Consider the following 16264-nt stretch of genomic DNA (forward strand, 5'->3'; position numbering starts at 1 on the left):
CAGCCGGCGCGCGGAGATCGGAGAGGGGACCGGACGTCCGTGAACTGACGCGCGATTTCGCCAGGCGGTGACCTGTCCGGCCGTCACCGCGTTACCCAGACATGACCCCCATGTACTCGGCAACCGGGCGTCAGCGCCGTGTCTTCGTGCCGCGCCCCGCAGAATCGGTTCCGCCGCCTGCGCCGCAGGACCCGCCCATCTACCGCGATCTCATGCGGACCTGGGCCGACCGGGGCCGGACCCTGCCGGGCCGCCACGACCCGGAGTGGATCAGGCTGGCAGCCCCGACGGTCCTCAGGGGGCAGTTCAGCGACCCTCGGGTCCCGCCACGTGACGGGCGATGACCATCCGCTGGATCTGGTTGGTGCCCTCCACGATCTGGAGCACCTTGGCCTCGCGCATGTAGCGCTCGGCCGGGAAGTCGGCGGTGTAGCCGTAGCCGCCGAGTATCTGCACGGCGTCCGTGGTGACCTTCATGGCCGTGTCGGTGCAGTGCAGCTTGGCCATGGCGGCCTGCTTGGCGAACGGCCTGCCCGCGTCCCGCAGCCGGGCCGCGGCGAGGTACAGCGCGCGGCCGGCCTCGATCTGGGTGGCCATGTCGGCGAGCATGAAGCGCAGCCCCTGGAAGTCGGCGATGGGCCGGCCGAACTGCCGGCGCTGGGTGGCGTAGCGCACCGCCTCGTCCAGTGCGGCCTGGGCGAGGCCGATGGCGCAGGCCGCGATGCCGAGCCGGCCGGAGTCCAGCGCCGACAGGGCGATGGTGAAGCCCTGGCCCTCTTCGCCGATGCGCCGGTCGTCGCCGACGCGGACGCCGTCGAAGTGGACCTGGGCGGTGGGCGAGCCCTTCATGCCCATCTTCTTCTCGGGGGCCGCACCGCTCAGGCCGGGCGCGTCGCCGGGCACGAGGAAGGCGGTGATCCCGCGCGGGCCGTCCTCACCGGTGCGGGCCATCACGGTGTAGAAGTCGGCGATGCCGCCGTGCGTGATCCAGGCCTTGGTGCCGGTGATCACCCACTGGTCGCCTTCCCGGACGGCCTTGGTGCGCAGGGAGGCCGCGTCGGAACCGGAGGACGGCTCGGACAGGCAGTAGGCGCCGAGCAGGCCGCCGCCGAGCATCGCGGGCAGGTGCTCGACCTGCTGCTGCTTGGTGCCGTAGGCGGCGAGCGCGTACGAGGCGAGGGTGTGGACGCTGACGCCCAGGCCGACGGTGAGCCGGGCCGCGGCCAGTTCCTCCAGGACCTGGAGGTAGACCTCGTAGGGCTGGTCTCCGCCGCCGTGCTCCGCCGCGTACGGCAGGCCCAGCAGGCCGGATTCGGAGAGCAGGGTGAAGATCTCGCGCGGGAAGCGCCCCGCGTCCTCCTCCTCCGCGGCCTTCGGCGCGATCTCGCGCTGGGCGATCTCCCGGACGAGGACGAGCAGATCCCTCGCCTCTTCCGTCGGCAGTTGGCGCTCCACCGGCTGCGGGTCGCGGTCGGACATGGCGCGGGCTCCTCCCTGTTCGGACACCGGCGGCAGGACCCGGGATGGGGGCGGCTCCGCCTGATCGTTCCGCTCTGCCAAAGGCACCCGCTCCCGGGTCTCGGAAGCTGCTGACCAGCGGCATGCGCTGTGAGTATGCCCGATCGGCGACCTCCAGTCACCAGTTAACGACCGCTCACTTCAAGATTCCAGTCGAGCCCTTCCCGGGCGGGGGAAATTGGTCCGAACCATTGACCTAGTGGTCTAGTCCTCCTACTGTGCATGACCAACGCTTTACCGCGTTCATGCCAATCGGCGCGCGTTCCCCTCTCCCCCACGAGGAGACACCCGAATGCACACTCCCCACCGCTCCCTCGTCCGGGCGCTCGTCTCGGCCGCGTGTACCGCCGCCCTCGGCGCCGGACTGCTCGCCGGCACCGGCACGGCGACCGCGGCGGCGCCGAGCGCCCCGCAGGTGACGGCCGGCTCCAAGGTCGTCGGCTACTTCACCGAATGGGGCACCTACGACCGCAAGTACTACGTCAAGAACATCGAGACCTCGGGCTCCGCGGCCGAGCTGACCCACATCAACTACGCCTTCGGCAACGTCACCGGCGGCAAGTGCGCCATGGGCGACTCCTACGCGGCCACCGACCGCGCCTACACCGCCGCCGAGTCCGTCGACGGCGTCGCCGACACCTGGGACCAGCCGCTGCGCGGCAACTTCAACCAGCTGCTGAAGCTGAAGAAGAAGCACCCCGGGCTGAGGATCCTGTGGTCCTTCGGCGGCTGGACCTGGTCCGGCGGCTTCGGCGAGGCCGCGAAGAACCCGGCCGCGTTCGCCCAGTCCTGCTACGACCTGGTGAAGAACTCCAAGTGGGCCGGCGTCTTCGACGGCATCGACATCGACTGGGAGTACCCGAACGCCTGCGGCAACACCTGCGACACCAGCGGGCGGGAGGCGTTCAAGAAGCTGATGGCCGCCCTGCGGTCGAAGTTCGGCTCCGGGAACCTGGTGACCGCGGCGATCACCGCCGACGCCACCGGCGGTGGCAAGATCGACGCGGCGGACTACGCGGGCGCCGCCCCGTACGTCGACTGGTACAACCCGATGACCTACGACTACTTCGGCGCCTGGGACACGACGGGCCCGACCGCTCCGCACTCCCCCCTGAACTCCTACTCGGGCATCCCGAAGGCGAACTACCACACCTCGGCGACCATCGCCAAGCTCAAGGGCCTCGGCATCCCCGCCACCAAGCTGCTGCTCGGCATCGGCTTCTACGGGCGCGGCTGGACCGGCGTCACCCGGACGGCGCCCGGCGGTACGGCCACGGGCCCGGCGGCCGGCACGTACGAGCAGGGCATCGACGACTACAAGGTGCTCAAGACCAAATGCCCGGCGACCGGCACGGTGGGCGGCACCGCCTACGCCAAGTGCGGCAACGACTGGTGGAGTTACGACACCCCGGCGACCATCGCCACGAAGATGACGTACAAGAACCAGCAGGGCCTGGGCGGCACCTTCTTCTGGGAGCTGAGCGGCGACACCGCGAACGGTGAGCTGATCAAGGCGATCAACTAGCCCCGCACCGGGGGGAACGGGAGCGGAGGACCACGAGCCTCCGCTCCCTCGCCGTTCAGCTCTCCCGGCGGGCGGGCGGCGGGGCCGGGTAGGCGGGGTCGAGTTCCTCGACGGCGCGCAGGGTCCCACCGAGCGTCTTCACCAGCAGCTCGCGCAGGGTGTCGCGGGAGAGCCCGGGGCGGTCGATCCAGTCCAGGGTGGCGCCCTCCACGCTGCACACCCAGGAGAGCAGGCCCATCCGGGCCAGCGGGGAGATGTCGCCGCGGCCGTAGGCCCCTTCGGCAATGGTGGCGATGATCGCTTCGCGCACGCCGTCGCGTATCGCGTGCACCTCGGCGTCGAAGCCGACGCCGCCGCTGACGATGGTGCGGTAGGCGGCCTGGTGGTGTTCGGCGTACCGCAGATAGCCGTCGATCGTGCGGTGCACACGGTCCACCGCGGGCAGCCGGAGGCCGCCGGCGGCGGAGGTGACCAGGTCGGCGACGGAGTCCTGGATGATCGCCAGGTAGTAGCCGCGCTTGGACCGGAAGTAGTAGTAGATCAGGCCCTTGGCGACCCGGGCGTGGCGGGCGATGTCGTCCATGGACAGCGCGTCGTAGGACGTGTCGGCGAACAACTTCCGCCCGATGGCGATGAGCTCGGCGCGACGCGCCACGGAGCGCTCGGTGCCGCGCACCTGGGTGGCGGCACGCTGCTGCGGCATGTTCACGGTCGACCCCGGTTTAGGCGCGGCGGGACATCCGCAGTATGTCAGAACATGCCGCACGTGTGAGCGGTCGGTTCAGAGCAGTCCGAGCTGGGTCACGAGCATCGCGAGCACCGCGACGAGGACCCAGCCCATGATGTGCTCGACGATCTTCGGGCCGTCTTCCTGGGGGCCGCCGGTGCGGACGCGGGTGGCGGTGGCGGTGTGTGCGGTCATGCTGTCACTCGCAGAGATCGAACGTACGAAAAAGGACTCCCCCGCCCATTCGTCCACCTTGCCACCCGCGACGGCGTTCGCGGCGATGAGCTTGGTCACACGCCTCAGTGCACGCCCACCGCGGCGAGCGCCTTGCACTGCTGCGGCGTCGGGTGGGCCGGGAAGTAGAGGTAGCAGACCCCTCCGGTGCCGGAGACGACCTTGCCGGAGGCGTTGTACCGCTTGGTCCTGAGCCAGATGTTCTCGAACTCCCGGCGCAGATAGACCCGCCGTACCGCCGGGTCGTCGGGCGAGGCCGGGTCGTTCGCGATCACGTCGCCGTCCGCCGTGAAACCGATCACCGTCATCAGGTGCCCGGAGGTGCCGTACCCCGCGCCGGTCAGCTCGGTCTTGAGGAAGGACTGGGACGTTATGGCCGGGATGCCGGCCGCGATCAGCGTCTCCAGGTCGGTGAGGGAGGCGAGCCGGGTGACCACGCCCTGGAGGCCCGCGAAGGTGGCCGCGTAGGCCGCGTTGAAGGGCCAGTTGCCGCAGCCCTGGTACTGGTGGTCGTAGGTGAACCGGGCCGCGTGGTCGACCTGCGGATCGGCGTAGGACGGGTCGACCCAGGACAGCTGCTCGGGGGTGAGCCGGCCGCCCCAGTACTCGATGATCATCTGCGAGGAGGTGGGGCTGCACCAGGCCTCGCCGCCGTTGTCGTACTCCGGATACTGACCCTTGTGGATCTCCTGCGAGTAGCGGGGCACGGCCAGCTCCTGGGCGAGGCCGGGGGTGGAGGCCGGGACGGTGAAGCGGTCGGGGATGTCGGAGCCCATCGCGCCGAGCCGCCAGACGGTCGGCGTGAGGTGCGTGCCGGGCCGGCGGTAGAGGGTGAGGCGCAGCCGGTACGACGTCAGGCGCAGGCCGGTGCTCGCGTCGTCGATCGCGAACGTGTCGGTCCAGACGGTGCTCCTGCCGTCGGTCTGGTCGTCCACCGAGGTCCGCTTGATGTCCTGGTCGCCCGCCGCCCAGCGGCCCATCACGTACCAGGGCGTGTCGGTGCCGTCGTGGTACGTGCCCCGCAGCTCGACCTGGAGCCAGGTGCCGTCGGGGGTGTGCGCGTTCCAGGAGGCGACGACCTCGGTCGCGGGCACGGTGAGCCGGTGCACCGGGGAGGTCCAGGTGGCGTACTCCCAAGTGGCGGTGGTGCCGGTGTGCGGATCGGTGTAGTCGCTGCGGCCGGCGGGGGCGCCGATCACGACACCGGGGCGCCGGCCGGAGACGGGCCGGGCGCCCAGGGCGGCGCCGCGGCGCCAGTCGCGGTACGTGGTCCAGGCGTGGTAATCGATCGGGCGGGCCTGCACCTGGCCGGGATCGCCGGTGCCGGCGGCGGTTCCCGGCGCCGCGGCGGCCGTGGGCGCCGCCGTGCCGGTCACCGCGGCGGCGACGGCGACGGCCAGGACGGTTCTGCGGGACGGCTGTTGGGCTCTGCTCATGGGCGCGATGACCCCCAGGTGTCCGAGTCGGGCTGGTCCGGTGCGCCAACTATGGAGCAGCTGGCAGGGCCCTGCCAGCACTTCGGCGTGTGCCGCGGGAACCAATATTGGTCTGGACCGCTGGAAGAGCGACCCCGGGGTGCGGGGCTCTGCCGCTGTGCGGCTCCGCCGCGTGGGCGCGACCGGCTCCCGCGCACCCGCCCGATCCGGACCCTGGCCCGTGGCGCCGGCTCGCTCAGACCAGGTCCATCGCCGCGACCTCGTCGGGGCGGCCGTAGCTCACCGGGCCCTGGAAGCGGCGGCGGGCCGTGGCGAACCACCACACCGTGGCGACCAGCAGGACGACGGCGAGCGCGATCGGCGCGTAGTTGAAGGAGTCGACGGTGATCGGCGAGGCCTGCGGCAGCATGAACAGGACGCTGCTGAGCACGATCCAGGTCACCGCGAGCCAGCCGACCGGCCTGCCCCAGCGGCCCAGATGCCAGGGGCCGGGCTGGAACGCGTCGCCGAGCCGCAGCCGCAGGAAGATCGGTACGGCGTAGGCGAGGAAGAGGCCGACCACGTTGACGCTGACGATGGCGGTGAACGCCGTGTGCGACCACCAGCCCGGCACCACCAGGGCCAGCGAGCAGGCGACCGCGAGCCAGACCGCCTTCACCGGCGTACGGGTGCGCAGGGATACCGAGTGCCACCAGCGGGAGCCGGGCATGGCGCCGTCCCGGGAGAAGGCGAAGATCTGCCGGGTGTTGCTGGTGAGGTTGGCGAGGCCGCAGAAGAGCATCGCGCCGATGACGATGAGCAGCATCAGCTTGGCGGTGCCCAGGCCGAGGCCGTCGATGAGGATCTGGACGGGCGGCGCGGCCGCGCCGGCCACCTTCCCGTAGTCGCCGATGCTCCAGACCAGTGCCAGCATCAGGATGAGGCCGGTGAGCGCCGAATAGCCGATGGCACGGGTGATCCCCTTCGGGGCGCTGACCGTCGCGCGGACCGTTTCCTCGGACATGTGGAAGCTGCCGTCGAACCCGGTGAAGGTCCAGCTCGTGACCAGCAGGCCGAGCATGCCGCCGTAAAGTCCGCTCGTGAAGCCGGTGTTGTTTTCGAAATGTGTGACGAAGGACGCCGGCTGATGCTGGTCGGGCATCACTATGAGTGCGCCCACGATCACGACGAGTCCGATCAGCAGCCACCACACGGAAATACGGTTCAGTACGGCGACGAGCTGGACGGTGTAGGTGTTGGCGAGTCCCTGGAGGACGATGATCAGGGTCGTGATCAAGACGGTCTGGTGCGCGGTCGGCCGGTAGGAGGACCACTGCAGCTGTACGAAGACCTGGATGAACGTGGCGGCCGCGTAGCCGGTGGCAGCCGTGCCGCCGATCTGGCCCACGAAATTCAGCCAGCCCGTGAACCAGGACCAGGCGCCCTTGTGCCGCTTGGCGAGTTTGCCCGCCGAGAAATACAGGGCACCGCTCGTCGGATAGGCGGAGGCGACTTCCGCCATGGCCGCGCCGATGAGCAGCACCATGACGGAGACACCGATCCAGCCGAACACGAGAATGCGGGGGCCGCCCGCGTTCATACCGAATCCGAAGGACGAGAAAATACCCGAGAGGACATTGATGATGGTGAAGGAGATGGCGAAATTGTCGAACGCCTGGAAGCGCCGGGTGAGCTTCCGCGGATAACCCATCGCGTGCAGGGTCGCGTCGTCGTCGAGCACGACGGCGTCCGCCGCACGGGCCCGCGCCCGGGAAGTCGACATCCGTTCCGGCACAGATCGGCCTTTCTCTCGATGGGGGGAAGGGGGGACGAGCGGGGTCAGGCGGGTCCCGGGACGGGCAGCCCGCAGACGCGCCGGGCCCGGGTGAGCTGCTCTGCGGGGTCGCCGAAGGCGCTCCAGGGCATGCGCGACGCGTACGGGCCCAGCGCCGCGAACACCGCCCGGGCCTCGAACTCGCGCTGGGCCATGACCAGCGCGTGCGCGAGGTAGGCGAGGTCCAGGACCGGGGTGAAGCGGTAACCGGCCACGGTGGGCAGCCAGTTGTGATAGATCGCCAGCGCGGTGGAGCGCCACTGGGGCTGTTCCCAGACCCGGTCGGCGAGCAGCTGGGTGGGGTTGTAGCTCTCCACCAGGGCCACCAGGGGCAGCAGCCGGAGGGCGGAGTCGACGGGCGCCCGCTGGCTGAGGAAGGCGGCCACGTCCCAGGCCGCGTTGACCGAGCCGCCGTGGCGCGTGAAGAAGAAGGACAGGAAGCGGTGGTGGGCCTCGCGGTGCCAGGGGTCCAGGGACAGGATGTGCGCGAACAGCCGCCAGGGGCCGGGCGGGGCGGTGAGCAGGCCCTGCGGGGCCGGGTCGCGCAGCCGGTGCAGCCGGGCCATGGCGAGCCTGGCCACCCAGGGGGTGGGGTCCGCGGGAGCCGCTTCGGCGGCCCGGTCGCAGGCCGTCAGCGCGATCCGCTCCAGCGCCTCGGCGCGGTCGTCGCGCGCGTCGGCGGCCCGCAGGGCGCGCTGCACCGCGACCCGGGCATACATCAGCGCGGCCTCGGGCGTCGGCTCCTCGGCCAGCCAGCGTTCCACGAGGTCGGTGCCGGCCGCCTCGGAGGCGAGTACCAGCGAGCGGTGGGCGCGCAGGGCGAAGTCGGAGCGGGTCTCGGCCAGCGCCTCGTACGCGTATCGATATCGCCCGGCCCGCACATCGACGCATACGCTCGCCAGGACGCGGTCGTCGGCCGCCGGATGCCATACATAGTGCCCTTCGAATAAGTCCGCGGCCATGCTCCCCCTGTCATCCCCGTTCGACGCATCGCGGTTGCGCAGGAGGCACCTTACTCAGCAGGAGCCACACCCGGAACGCCGAATTCGACATATCGGTCAGGGGATTCGGAATGTTTATTCACACCATTGACTGGCTGCCAGCCGATGGTTCAAGGCGCGACTTTCCCGTCCGATGGATCCCGTCGGTCCGGCCTCGATCGGCCGCCACTACACTGTCCCGCAGAAAACCCTTACACCGCACCACACCTCGGGAATCGTCATTCACGACCTCGCCGCCCGGCTGCGCGGGCTGCCCCCTTCGCTGGGACCGGTCCGGCTGATCGGCGTCGACGGACATGCCGGCTCCGGCAAGTCCACCTTCGCCGGGCGGCTCGCCGGGGCGCTGGGCGGGGCGCCGGTGCTCCATCTCGACGACCTCGCCAGCCACGAGCAGCTCTTCGCATGGACCGGCCGGCTCATGGCCCAGGTGATCGAACCGCTGGCGCGCGGCGAGAGCGCGCACTACACCCCCTACGACTGGCGGGCCCGCACCTTCGGCGCCCCGCGTCCGCTGCCGCCCGCGCCCGTCGTCCTGATCGAGGGTGTCGGCGCCGGCCGCCGGGCGCTGCGGCCGTATCTGGCCCGGCTGCTGTGGATGGAACTGCCCCGCGAGGAGTCCTGGGCACGCGGCCGGCTGCGGGACGGGGCGGAGCAACGGGAGTTCTGGGACGGCTGGGTCGCGGCGGAGCAGGCGCACTTCGCCGCCGATCCCTCACGCCCCCACGCCGATCTCCTGGTGCTGCAGGGGCCGGAGGGGTACGAGGTGCTGCCGGGACCCGGCCCGGCCTCCGGTGTGACGCAGAATATGACGCACAGTGATGGGCCGTCCGCGATGTGGTGAAGCTGTGAAGACTCTTGCGAGCCAAGTTCTCCGAGTGCCTCAACTCCGCTTGACCCGGGGGCGGTACAGGACTTACGTTCTCAATGTGCGGCTTTCGGAGCCGCCCCACCGACGCGAAGCCCCCGGTTGTTCCCCCGTGACCGGGGGCTTCGTTCTGTCCGCGGCCCGTTCTCCCGGCGCCCCGCGCACCCGCTCTCTCACCCTCGGTCACGAGAAGCCGTGCGCCCCGTCTGCTCCCACCTCGCCGAACGCCCTGTGCGGCACCCTTCGGCGGGCGGCGGTGGCGCGGGTACGATGCCCTCGGTGCGACCTCGAGCTGCTGCCTCGCGCACCGGCAACTCCGGTCCGCGGCACAGCGGTTCGACCGCGGCGGCCGTCGGGCGACTGCCCGGTGGTGAACCACGGGGGCACGGTCTGTGGGGGGACGTGATGGACTTCGGCACGCAGGGCCCCGAGGCCCCGGCCGACCTCGCCTGGCTGCGGGGTGTGGACGCCTACACGATGGGTGCCTATCCGCAGGCGGAGGAGGAGTTCCGCGCCGCGGTGCGGATGGACCCGGGCATGGCGGACGCCTGGCTCGGGCTGCACGCGCTCCGGATCGACACGACGACCGCGCTGCTGCGGATGTTCCGGCACCGTGACCGCTTCGGCGACCAGCGCGCCCGGCACCGCCGTGCCCTCAACTCCTGGTACTGGCTGGGCTGGTGGGTGCAGCCGGTGCTGGAGAGCCCGCGTGATCTGCTGCTCGCGCACGCCTCGCACTGGCTGGACGGCCGGCATGTGCCCGAGCTGGACCGCGCCCTCGCCGGGCTGCCGCCCGTCGACACCGATCCGCAGGTCCGCTTCCTGCACGCGTGCCGCGCCTATCTGGTCAAGGACTGGGAGCAGCTGGTGCGGCACACCGACCCGCTGCTGGACGATCCCATGCTCGGCATCGAGGCCGGCCTGTTCGGCGGCATGGCCCGGGTCCGGCTGGAGATGTACGGACAGGCCGAGCCGCTGCTGTCGGCGGCGCTGATGCGGTGCCGCAGCGAGCAGCCGCAGCGCAAGGAGCTGCGCTACTGGCTGGCCCGGGCCCACGAGGGCACCGGCCGCAGCGCCGCCGCGCTCCCCCTGTACCGGGCCGTGCACCGGGCCGACCCGGCCTTCATGGACACCTCCGCCCGGCTCGCCGCGATCGCCGCGGGCGACGGGTACGACGACACGGCCGACCTCGCCGCGATCACGCTGACCGGCATGGGGCAGGACACGATGGACGGGCCCGACGGGTTCGATCCGCTGTTCGGCACCGAGGGCCGGGACCTGCGGCTGCCGGAACCGGACCTGCCGACCGGGCCGCTGCCGTCGGCGGCCGATCCCTCGGTACGGCTGAAGACCGGTGTCTCCGCCTCACCGGTCCCGGCCGGGCCGACCGACCCCGCGTTACTCGAGGAGGCGCTCGCCGAGTTGGAGCGCATGGTGGGGCTCGAACCGGTGAAGCGCCAGGTCAAGGCGTTGTCGGCACAGCTGAACATGGCCCGGCTGCGGGCCGGGCAGGGGCTGCCGGTGCAGCCGCCCAAGCGGCACTTCGTCTTCTCCGGCCCGTCCGGGACCGGCAAGACCACGGTCGCGCGCATCCTGGGCCGGGTGTTCTACGCCCTCGGCCTGCTCGGCGGCGACCACCTCGTGGAGGCCCAGCGGGCCGACCTGGTCGGCGAGTATCTGGGGCAGACGGCCGTGAAGGCCAACGAGCTGATCGACTCCGCGATCGGCGGGGTGCTGTTCGTGGACGAGGCGTACTCGCTGTCCAACTCCGGATACGGCAAGGGCGACGCGTACGGGGACGAGGCGCTCCAGGTGCTGCTGAAGCGGGCCGAGGACAACCGGGACCACCTGGTGGTGATCCTGGCCGGCTATCCGGAGGGCATGGACCGCCTGCTCGCCGCCAACCCCGGCCTCTCCTCCCGCTTCACGACCCGCGTGGACTTCCCCTCCTACCGGCCGCTGGAGCTCACCGAGATCGGCAAGGTGCTCGCGGCGGAGAACGGGGATCTGTGGGACGGGGAGGCGCTGGAGGAGCTGCGTTCCATCGCCGGGCATGTGGTCGATCAGGGGTGGATCGACGAACTGGGCAACGGGCGGTTCTTGCGGACGCTGTACGAGAAGAGCTGCGCGTACCGGGATCTGCGGTTGTCGACGTACCCGGGAGCCTTGTCCCGGGAGGACCTGGCGACGCTCCGGCTGCCTGACCTGATGCAGGCGTACGGCGAGGTGCTGTCGGGGCGCGGGCCGCAGGATCCGTCGGGTATGTAGAGCGCCCGACGGGGCGCGGGGGCTGTGCCGAGTGCGGCTCCGCCACGCGGGCGCGACCAGCCCCCGCGCACCCGCGGGCGACAACGGTCTACGTGGCCAGCACTCCCTCCGGCTCCCCACTGGCCCTCGGTTCCGTGAGCCTCACGTCGGCCGTTTCCCGGTGCGCCGGATCCCGGACCTCGCCCACCAGCAGCTCCAGTACGTCCTCCAGGGCCACCAGCCCCAGCACCCTGCCGCCCGCGTCCGCCACCTGGGCCAGATGCGTGGCCGCCCGGCGCATCACCGTGAGCGCGTCGTCGAGCGGCAGCTCGGAGCGGAGCGTGGCCATCGGGCGCCAGACGTGCTGTGGGACGGCCCGGTCGGAGTCCTCCAGGTCGAGGACGTCCTTCACGTGCACGTACCCCATGAAGGGGCCCTTCTCGGTCGCCGCGACCGGGAAGCGGGAGTAGCCCGTGCGGGCCGTCAGCTCGACGATCTCCCCCGGGGTGACCGACGGGGCCACCGTGACCAGGGACTCCCGGCGCAGCAGGACGTCCGTCACCGGGCGGGAGCCCAGCTCCAGGGCGTCCTCCAGCCGCTCCCGCTCCTCGGGATCGAGCAGGCCCGCCTGACCGGAGTCCTCCAGCAGACGGTTGAGCTGCTCGGTGGTGACGACCGCCTCCACCTCGTCCTTCGGCTCGACCCGGAACAGCCGCAGGATGCCCTGGGCGCAGGCGCCGAGGGACACCGTGATCGGCCTGCACAGGCGGGCGAAGTAGACCAGGCCGGGGCTGAGCCAGAGTGCCGCCTTCTCGGGCGCCGCCATGGCGAGGTTCTTCGGGACCATCTCGCCGATGACCAGGTGGAAGAAGACCACTGCGGCCAGGGCGATGACGTACCCGAGGGGGTGGATCATGCCGTGCGGGAGGTGGATCCACTCGAAGACCGGTTCCAGCAGCTGCGCCACCGTCGGCTCGGCGACCGCGCCGAGCGTCAGGGAGCAGACGGTGATGCCGAACTGGGCGGCGGCCATCATCTGCGGCAGGCGCTCCAGGCCGTACAGCACCTGGCGGGCGCGGGCCGTGCCGAGCGGTTCGATCTGGCTTCGGCGGACGGAGACGAGGGCGAACTCGGCGCCGACGAAGAAGCCGTTGGCGAGCACGAGCAGCGCGGCGAAGACCAGTTGGAGGGCGCTCATCGGGTGGCCTCCACGACACCCGCCGCCGGGGCCGTCCTGACCAGGCGGACCCGTTCGGCGCGGTAGTGGCCGACCTGGCGGACCGAGAGCCGCCAGCCGGGCAGTTCGGTCCGGTCGCCGGGGGCGGGGATCCGGCCGAGCAGATCGGCGACCAGGCCCGCGACGGTCTCGTACGGTCCCTCGGGCACGTCGAGGCCTATGCGCTGGAGGATGTCGACGCGGCAGCTGCCGTCCACGTCCCAGGCGGGCCTGCCGTCCTCCGGCGGGGCGGGGGCCAGCTCGGGCGTGTCCTTGGCGTCGTGCTCGTCGCGGACCTCTCCGACCAGTTCCTCGACGATGTCCTCCAGGGTGACCACGCCGGCCGTGCCGCCGTACTCGTCGACGACGACCGCGATGGGCTGCTCGCTGCGCAGCCGGGCGAGCAGGGGCTGGACGGGCAGGGTCTCGGGAACGAGGAGCGCCTTGCGGGCGATGCGGCCGACCGGGGTGCGCAGCCGGTCGTGGACCGGGACGGCCAGCGCGTCCTTGAGGTGGGCCATGCCGACGATCTCGTCGATCTTCTCCCGGTAGACGGGGAAGCGGGACAGGCCCGTGGCCCGGGTGAGGTTGACCACGTCCTCGGCGGTGGCCGAGTCCTGGAGGGCGCTCACCTTCACGCGGGGGGTCATGACGTGCTGTGCGGTCAGCTCGCCCAGGGACAGGGTGCGCACGAACAGGTCGGCCGTGTCCTGCTCCAGGGCGCCGGCCCGCGCGGAGTGCCGGGCCAGGGAGACCAGCTCGCCCGGGGTGCGGGCGGAGGCCAGTTCCTCGGCGGGCTCGACGCCGAGCGCGCGGACGAGCCGGTTGGCGACCGTGTTCAGCGCGGAGATCACCGGGCGGAACAGGCGGGAGAAGTGGTGCTGGGGGCCGGCGACGAAGCGCGCGACGTGCAGCGGCCGGGACACCGCCCAGTTCTTGGGCACGAGTTCACCGATCACCATCTGGACCGCGGAGGCCAGCAGCATGCCGACGACCACGGCGACGCCGGAGGCGGCGCCCTCGGGGACGCCGAGCGCGGCGAACGGGCCGTGCAGCAGCGCGGCCAGGGCCGGCTCGGCGAGCATGCCGACGACCAGGGAGGTGATGGTGATGCCGAGCTGGGTGCCGGAGAGCTGGAAGGACAGCTCCTTCAGCGACTCCACGACCGTACGGGCGCGGGCGTCGCCGTCGGCGGCGGCCTTCTCGGCGTCCGGGCGCTCTACCGTCACCAGGCCGAACTCTGCCGCGACGAAGAAGCCGTTGGCGAGAATCAGCAGGAACGCCGCTCCGAGGAGCAGCAGGGGGATGGTCACGCTGCCACCGCCTTCCCGTGCTGTCGGGCAGGGGTGGCGCGGGTACTACAGGACGATCCGTCCATCGCCGGGGGGAGTCACTCCTCGGGTAGCAGGAACCCCTGTGCACCGGGCGGCACGCAGGGGCGGAGGCGCAGCGAAACGCCCTCCGCCCACCAGATTAATCAAGATCTGGGCTCGTGCGGCAGGGCGGACGGCTCCGAGTGGGCCTCGGCGAGCGCGCGCAGGGCCCTGGCGTCGGCGATGGCCCGCTGCTTGGCGATGCCCGGCTGGATGCCGAGCGCGGGCAGGCTGGTGCCGTCGCTGAGGTTGAGGAACACCCAGGGGTCGCCCGGCCGGAGGTTCACCTGGACGATCTCCGCCCAGGCGAGGTGCCGCTTGCCGGCGATGTTGACCACCGTGACGCCGGAGTCGTCGGCGACCACCTTCACCCGGGCCAGCCGGGCCAGGAACCAGAAGCTGAGCGCCCCGGTGAGGACGAAGCTGAGCCGCTCCCCCGGGCCGAGGTCCAGCAGCATCGCGATCCCGGAGATCACCACGAAGATCACGACACCGGCGGTGAGCAGGATGGCCCGGGTGTGGCCCGGCCGGAAGGTGACGGGGAGGTCGGGAAGGGGGGTCGGGTCGGACATCGGTCGGCGTACCCCTCAGAGGCGGCAGGCGTGGATGGCCGTGGTCAGGATGGCGCGGGCGCCGATCCCGTAGAGGTCGTCCATGATCCGCTGGGCCTCCTTGGCGGGGACCATGGCACGGACCGCGACCCAGCCCTCGTTGTGCAGCGGGGAGACGGTCGGGGACTCCAGGCCGGGGGTGAGCGCGACGGCCTTCTCCAGCTGCTCGACCCGGCAGTCGTAGTCCATCATCACGTAGGTCCGGGCGACCAGGACGCCCTGGAGGCGGCGCAGGAACTGCTGGACCTTCGGCTCAGCATCCTCGTCGGCGTCGGCGCCGGTGCGCCGGACGACGATGGCCTCGGACTTCATGATCGGCTCGCCGAAGACCTCCAGGCCCGCGTTGCGCAGGCTGGTGCCGGTCTCCACGACGTCCGCGATGACCTCGGCGACGCCCAGCTCGATCGCGGTCTCCACGGCGCCGTCCAGGTGGACGACGGAGGCGTCGACGCCGCTGTCGGCGAGGTGCCGGGCGACGATCCCCTCGTACGACGTGGCGACCGTCCGGCCCTTGAGGTCCTCGACGCCGTGCGCCGTGCCGGGCTTGGCGGCGAAGCGGAAGGTGGAGCGGGCGAAGCCCAGCGGCAGGATCTCCTCGGCCTCGGCACCGGAGTCGATCAGCAGGTCACGTCCGGTGATGCCGATGTCGAGGCGGCCGGAGGAGACGTAGATCGCGATGTCGCGGGGGCGGAGGTAGAAGAACTCGACCTCGTTCTCCGGGTCGACGATGCGCAGCTCTTTGGACTCGCGACGCTGCAGGTAGCCGGCCTCATGCAGCATCTCCGCCGCAGGGCCGGACAGTGAACCCTTGTTGGGGACGGCGATGCGCAGCATGAGGTCGGCTTCCTTTGCTCGTTCTCTACGGGGTGGTGGGCGGGATCGGGCTTACAGGTGGGCGTAGACGTCGTCCAGGGAGATCCCGCGGGCGACCATCATCACCTGGACGTGGTACAGCAGCTGCGAGATCTCCTCGGCGGCCGCTTCCCTGCCCTCGTACTCGGCGGCCATCCAGACCTCGGCGGCCTCCTCGACGACCTTCTTGCCGATGGCATGGACGCCCTTGCCGACCAGCTCTGCGGTACGGGAGGTGGCGGGATCGCCGTGGGCGGCCTTGTGCTGGAGCTCGGTGAAGAGCTCCTCGAACGTCTTCTTGGACATGGTGAGCCCCACCCTAGCCGTTGCGGCGGCTTGCCTAGTGCCAGGGTTCGGATACTGAGCGCAGCGTGGCCGCCGTCGCCACCGCGGCCGTGACCGCCTCGTGGCCCTTGTCCTCGTTGGAGCCCTCCAGGCCGGCCCGGTCCAGGGCCTGCTCCTCGGTGTCGCAGGTGAGCACGCCGAAGCCGACGGGGACGCCGGTCTCGATGGAGACCTGGGTGAGGCCCTGGGTGACGCCCTGGCACACGTAGTCGAAGTGGGGGGTGCCGCCCCGGATGACGACGCCGAGGGCGACCACGGCGTCGTAGCCGCGGCCCGCGAGGACCTTGGCGGCGACCGGGAGCTCGAAGCTGCCCGGGACCCGGATCAGGGTCGGCTCGTCGATGCCCAGGTCGTGCAGGGCGCGCAGGGCGCCGTTCACCAGTCCGTCCATCACCTTCTCGTGCCACTGCGCCGCGATGACGGCGACCCTGAGGTCGCTCGCGTTGCGTACGGACAGCTCCGGTGCACCCTTGCCGCTCACGTCTCTCCTAAGTGCTGTTC

General features: G+C 71.3%; 15 protein-coding genes. 3 read left to right on the top strand and 12 right to left on the bottom strand.

Features of this window, described 5'->3' with window-relative positions:
• Window positions 1–306: 306 nt before the first annotated feature.
• Window positions 307–1479, bottom strand: a complete 1173-nt coding sequence (locus ACZ7DL_RS13780; protein ID WP_470774167.1) for an acyl-CoA dehydrogenase family protein — start codon at window positions 1477–1479, stop codon at window positions 307–309.
• A gap of 331 nt (window positions 1480–1810) precedes the next feature.
• Between ACZ7DL_RS13780 and ACZ7DL_RS13785 the strand changes: the two genes are divergently transcribed.
• Window positions 1811–3043, top strand: a complete 1233-nt coding sequence (locus ACZ7DL_RS13785; protein ID WP_470774169.1) for a glycoside hydrolase family 18 protein — start codon at window positions 1811–1813, stop codon at window positions 3041–3043.
• Window positions 3044–3098: 55 nt separating this feature from the next.
• On the opposite strand, the gene ACZ7DL_RS13790 is transcribed toward ACZ7DL_RS13785, so the two are convergent.
• From ACZ7DL_RS13790 to ACZ7DL_RS13810, 5 genes are all read right to left on the bottom strand, one after another.
• Window positions 3099–3746: a TetR/AcrR family transcriptional regulator gene (locus ACZ7DL_RS13790; protein WP_470774171.1), complete on the bottom strand. Its 648-nt coding sequence runs from the start codon at window positions 3744–3746 to the stop codon at window positions 3099–3101.
• 78 nt (window positions 3747–3824) lie between these two features.
• A complete protein-coding gene (locus ACZ7DL_RS13795; RefSeq protein WP_470774172.1) occupies window positions 3825–4064 on the bottom strand; it encodes an SCO1431 family membrane protein in 240 nt (79 codons plus the stop codon).
• Window positions 4065–4069: 5 nt separating this feature from the next.
• Window positions 4070–5440: a peptidase C39 family protein gene (locus ACZ7DL_RS13800; protein ID WP_470774174.1), complete on the bottom strand. Its 1371-nt coding sequence runs from the start codon at window positions 5438–5440 to the stop codon at window positions 4070–4072.
• 235 nt (window positions 5441–5675) lie between these two features.
• A complete protein-coding gene (locus ACZ7DL_RS13805; protein ID WP_470774176.1) occupies window positions 5676–7202 on the bottom strand; it encodes an amino acid permease in 1527 nt (508 codons plus the stop codon).
• A 56-nt stretch (window positions 7203–7258) separates the two neighbouring features.
• Window positions 7259–8215 carry a hypothetical protein gene (locus tag ACZ7DL_RS13810; protein ID WP_470774178.1) on the bottom strand — a complete coding sequence of 319 codons (957 nt, stop codon included), beginning with the start codon at window positions 8213–8215 and terminating at the stop codon, window positions 7259–7261.
• A gap of 259 nt (window positions 8216–8474) precedes the next feature.
• Between ACZ7DL_RS13810 and ACZ7DL_RS13815 the strand changes: the two genes are divergently transcribed.
• Together ACZ7DL_RS13815 and ACZ7DL_RS13820 are read left to right on the top strand one after the other, a co-directional pair.
• Window positions 8475–9095 carry a uridine kinase family protein gene (locus ACZ7DL_RS13815; protein ID WP_470774570.1) on the top strand — a complete coding sequence of 207 codons (621 nt, stop codon included), beginning with the start codon at window positions 8475–8477 and terminating at the stop codon, window positions 9093–9095.
• Between the two features lie 429 nt (window positions 9096–9524).
• Complete coding sequence (locus ACZ7DL_RS13820) at window positions 9525–11387, top strand: AAA family ATPase (protein ID WP_470774572.1); 1863 nt, start codon at window positions 9525–9527, stop codon at window positions 11385–11387.
• A gap of 88 nt (window positions 11388–11475) precedes the next feature.
• Here the strand turns inward: ACZ7DL_RS13820 and ACZ7DL_RS13825 are convergent, their stop codons facing one another.
• From ACZ7DL_RS13825 to ribH, 6 genes are all read right to left on the bottom strand, one after another.
• A complete protein-coding gene (locus tag ACZ7DL_RS13825) occupies window positions 11476–12564 on the bottom strand; it encodes a hemolysin family protein (protein WP_470774180.1) in 1089 nt (362 codons plus the stop codon).
• Window positions 12561–13895 carry a hemolysin family protein gene (locus ACZ7DL_RS13830; protein ID WP_470774181.1) on the bottom strand — a complete coding sequence of 445 codons (1335 nt, stop codon included), beginning with the start codon at window positions 13893–13895 and terminating at the stop codon, window positions 12561–12563. The genes ACZ7DL_RS13825 and ACZ7DL_RS13830 overlap by 4 nt, the downstream gene beginning before the upstream one ends.
• 164 nt (window positions 13896–14059) lie before the next feature.
• Entirely contained in the window at window positions 14060–14527 is a 468-nt protein-coding gene (locus ACZ7DL_RS13835; protein ID WP_470774183.1) for a PH domain-containing protein, read from the bottom strand.
• Between the two features lie 15 nt (window positions 14528–14542).
• Window positions 14543–15400, bottom strand: a complete 858-nt coding sequence (gene hisG, locus ACZ7DL_RS13840; protein WP_470774185.1) for an ATP phosphoribosyltransferase — start codon at window positions 15398–15400, stop codon at window positions 14543–14545.
• Window positions 15401–15451: 51 nt separating this feature from the next.
• Complete coding sequence (locus ACZ7DL_RS13845; RefSeq protein WP_061930286.1) at window positions 15452–15724, bottom strand: phosphoribosyl-ATP diphosphatase; 273 nt, start codon at window positions 15722–15724, stop codon at window positions 15452–15454.
• A 34-nt stretch (window positions 15725–15758) separates the two neighbouring features.
• Window positions 15759–16244 carry a 6,7-dimethyl-8-ribityllumazine synthase gene (ribH, locus tag ACZ7DL_RS13850; protein ID WP_351028309.1) on the bottom strand — a complete coding sequence of 162 codons (486 nt, stop codon included), beginning with the start codon at window positions 16242–16244 and terminating at the stop codon, window positions 15759–15761.
• Window positions 16245–16264: the final 20 nt, after the last annotated feature.

Source organism: Streptomyces sp. NPDC036984 (assembly GCF_055607665.1).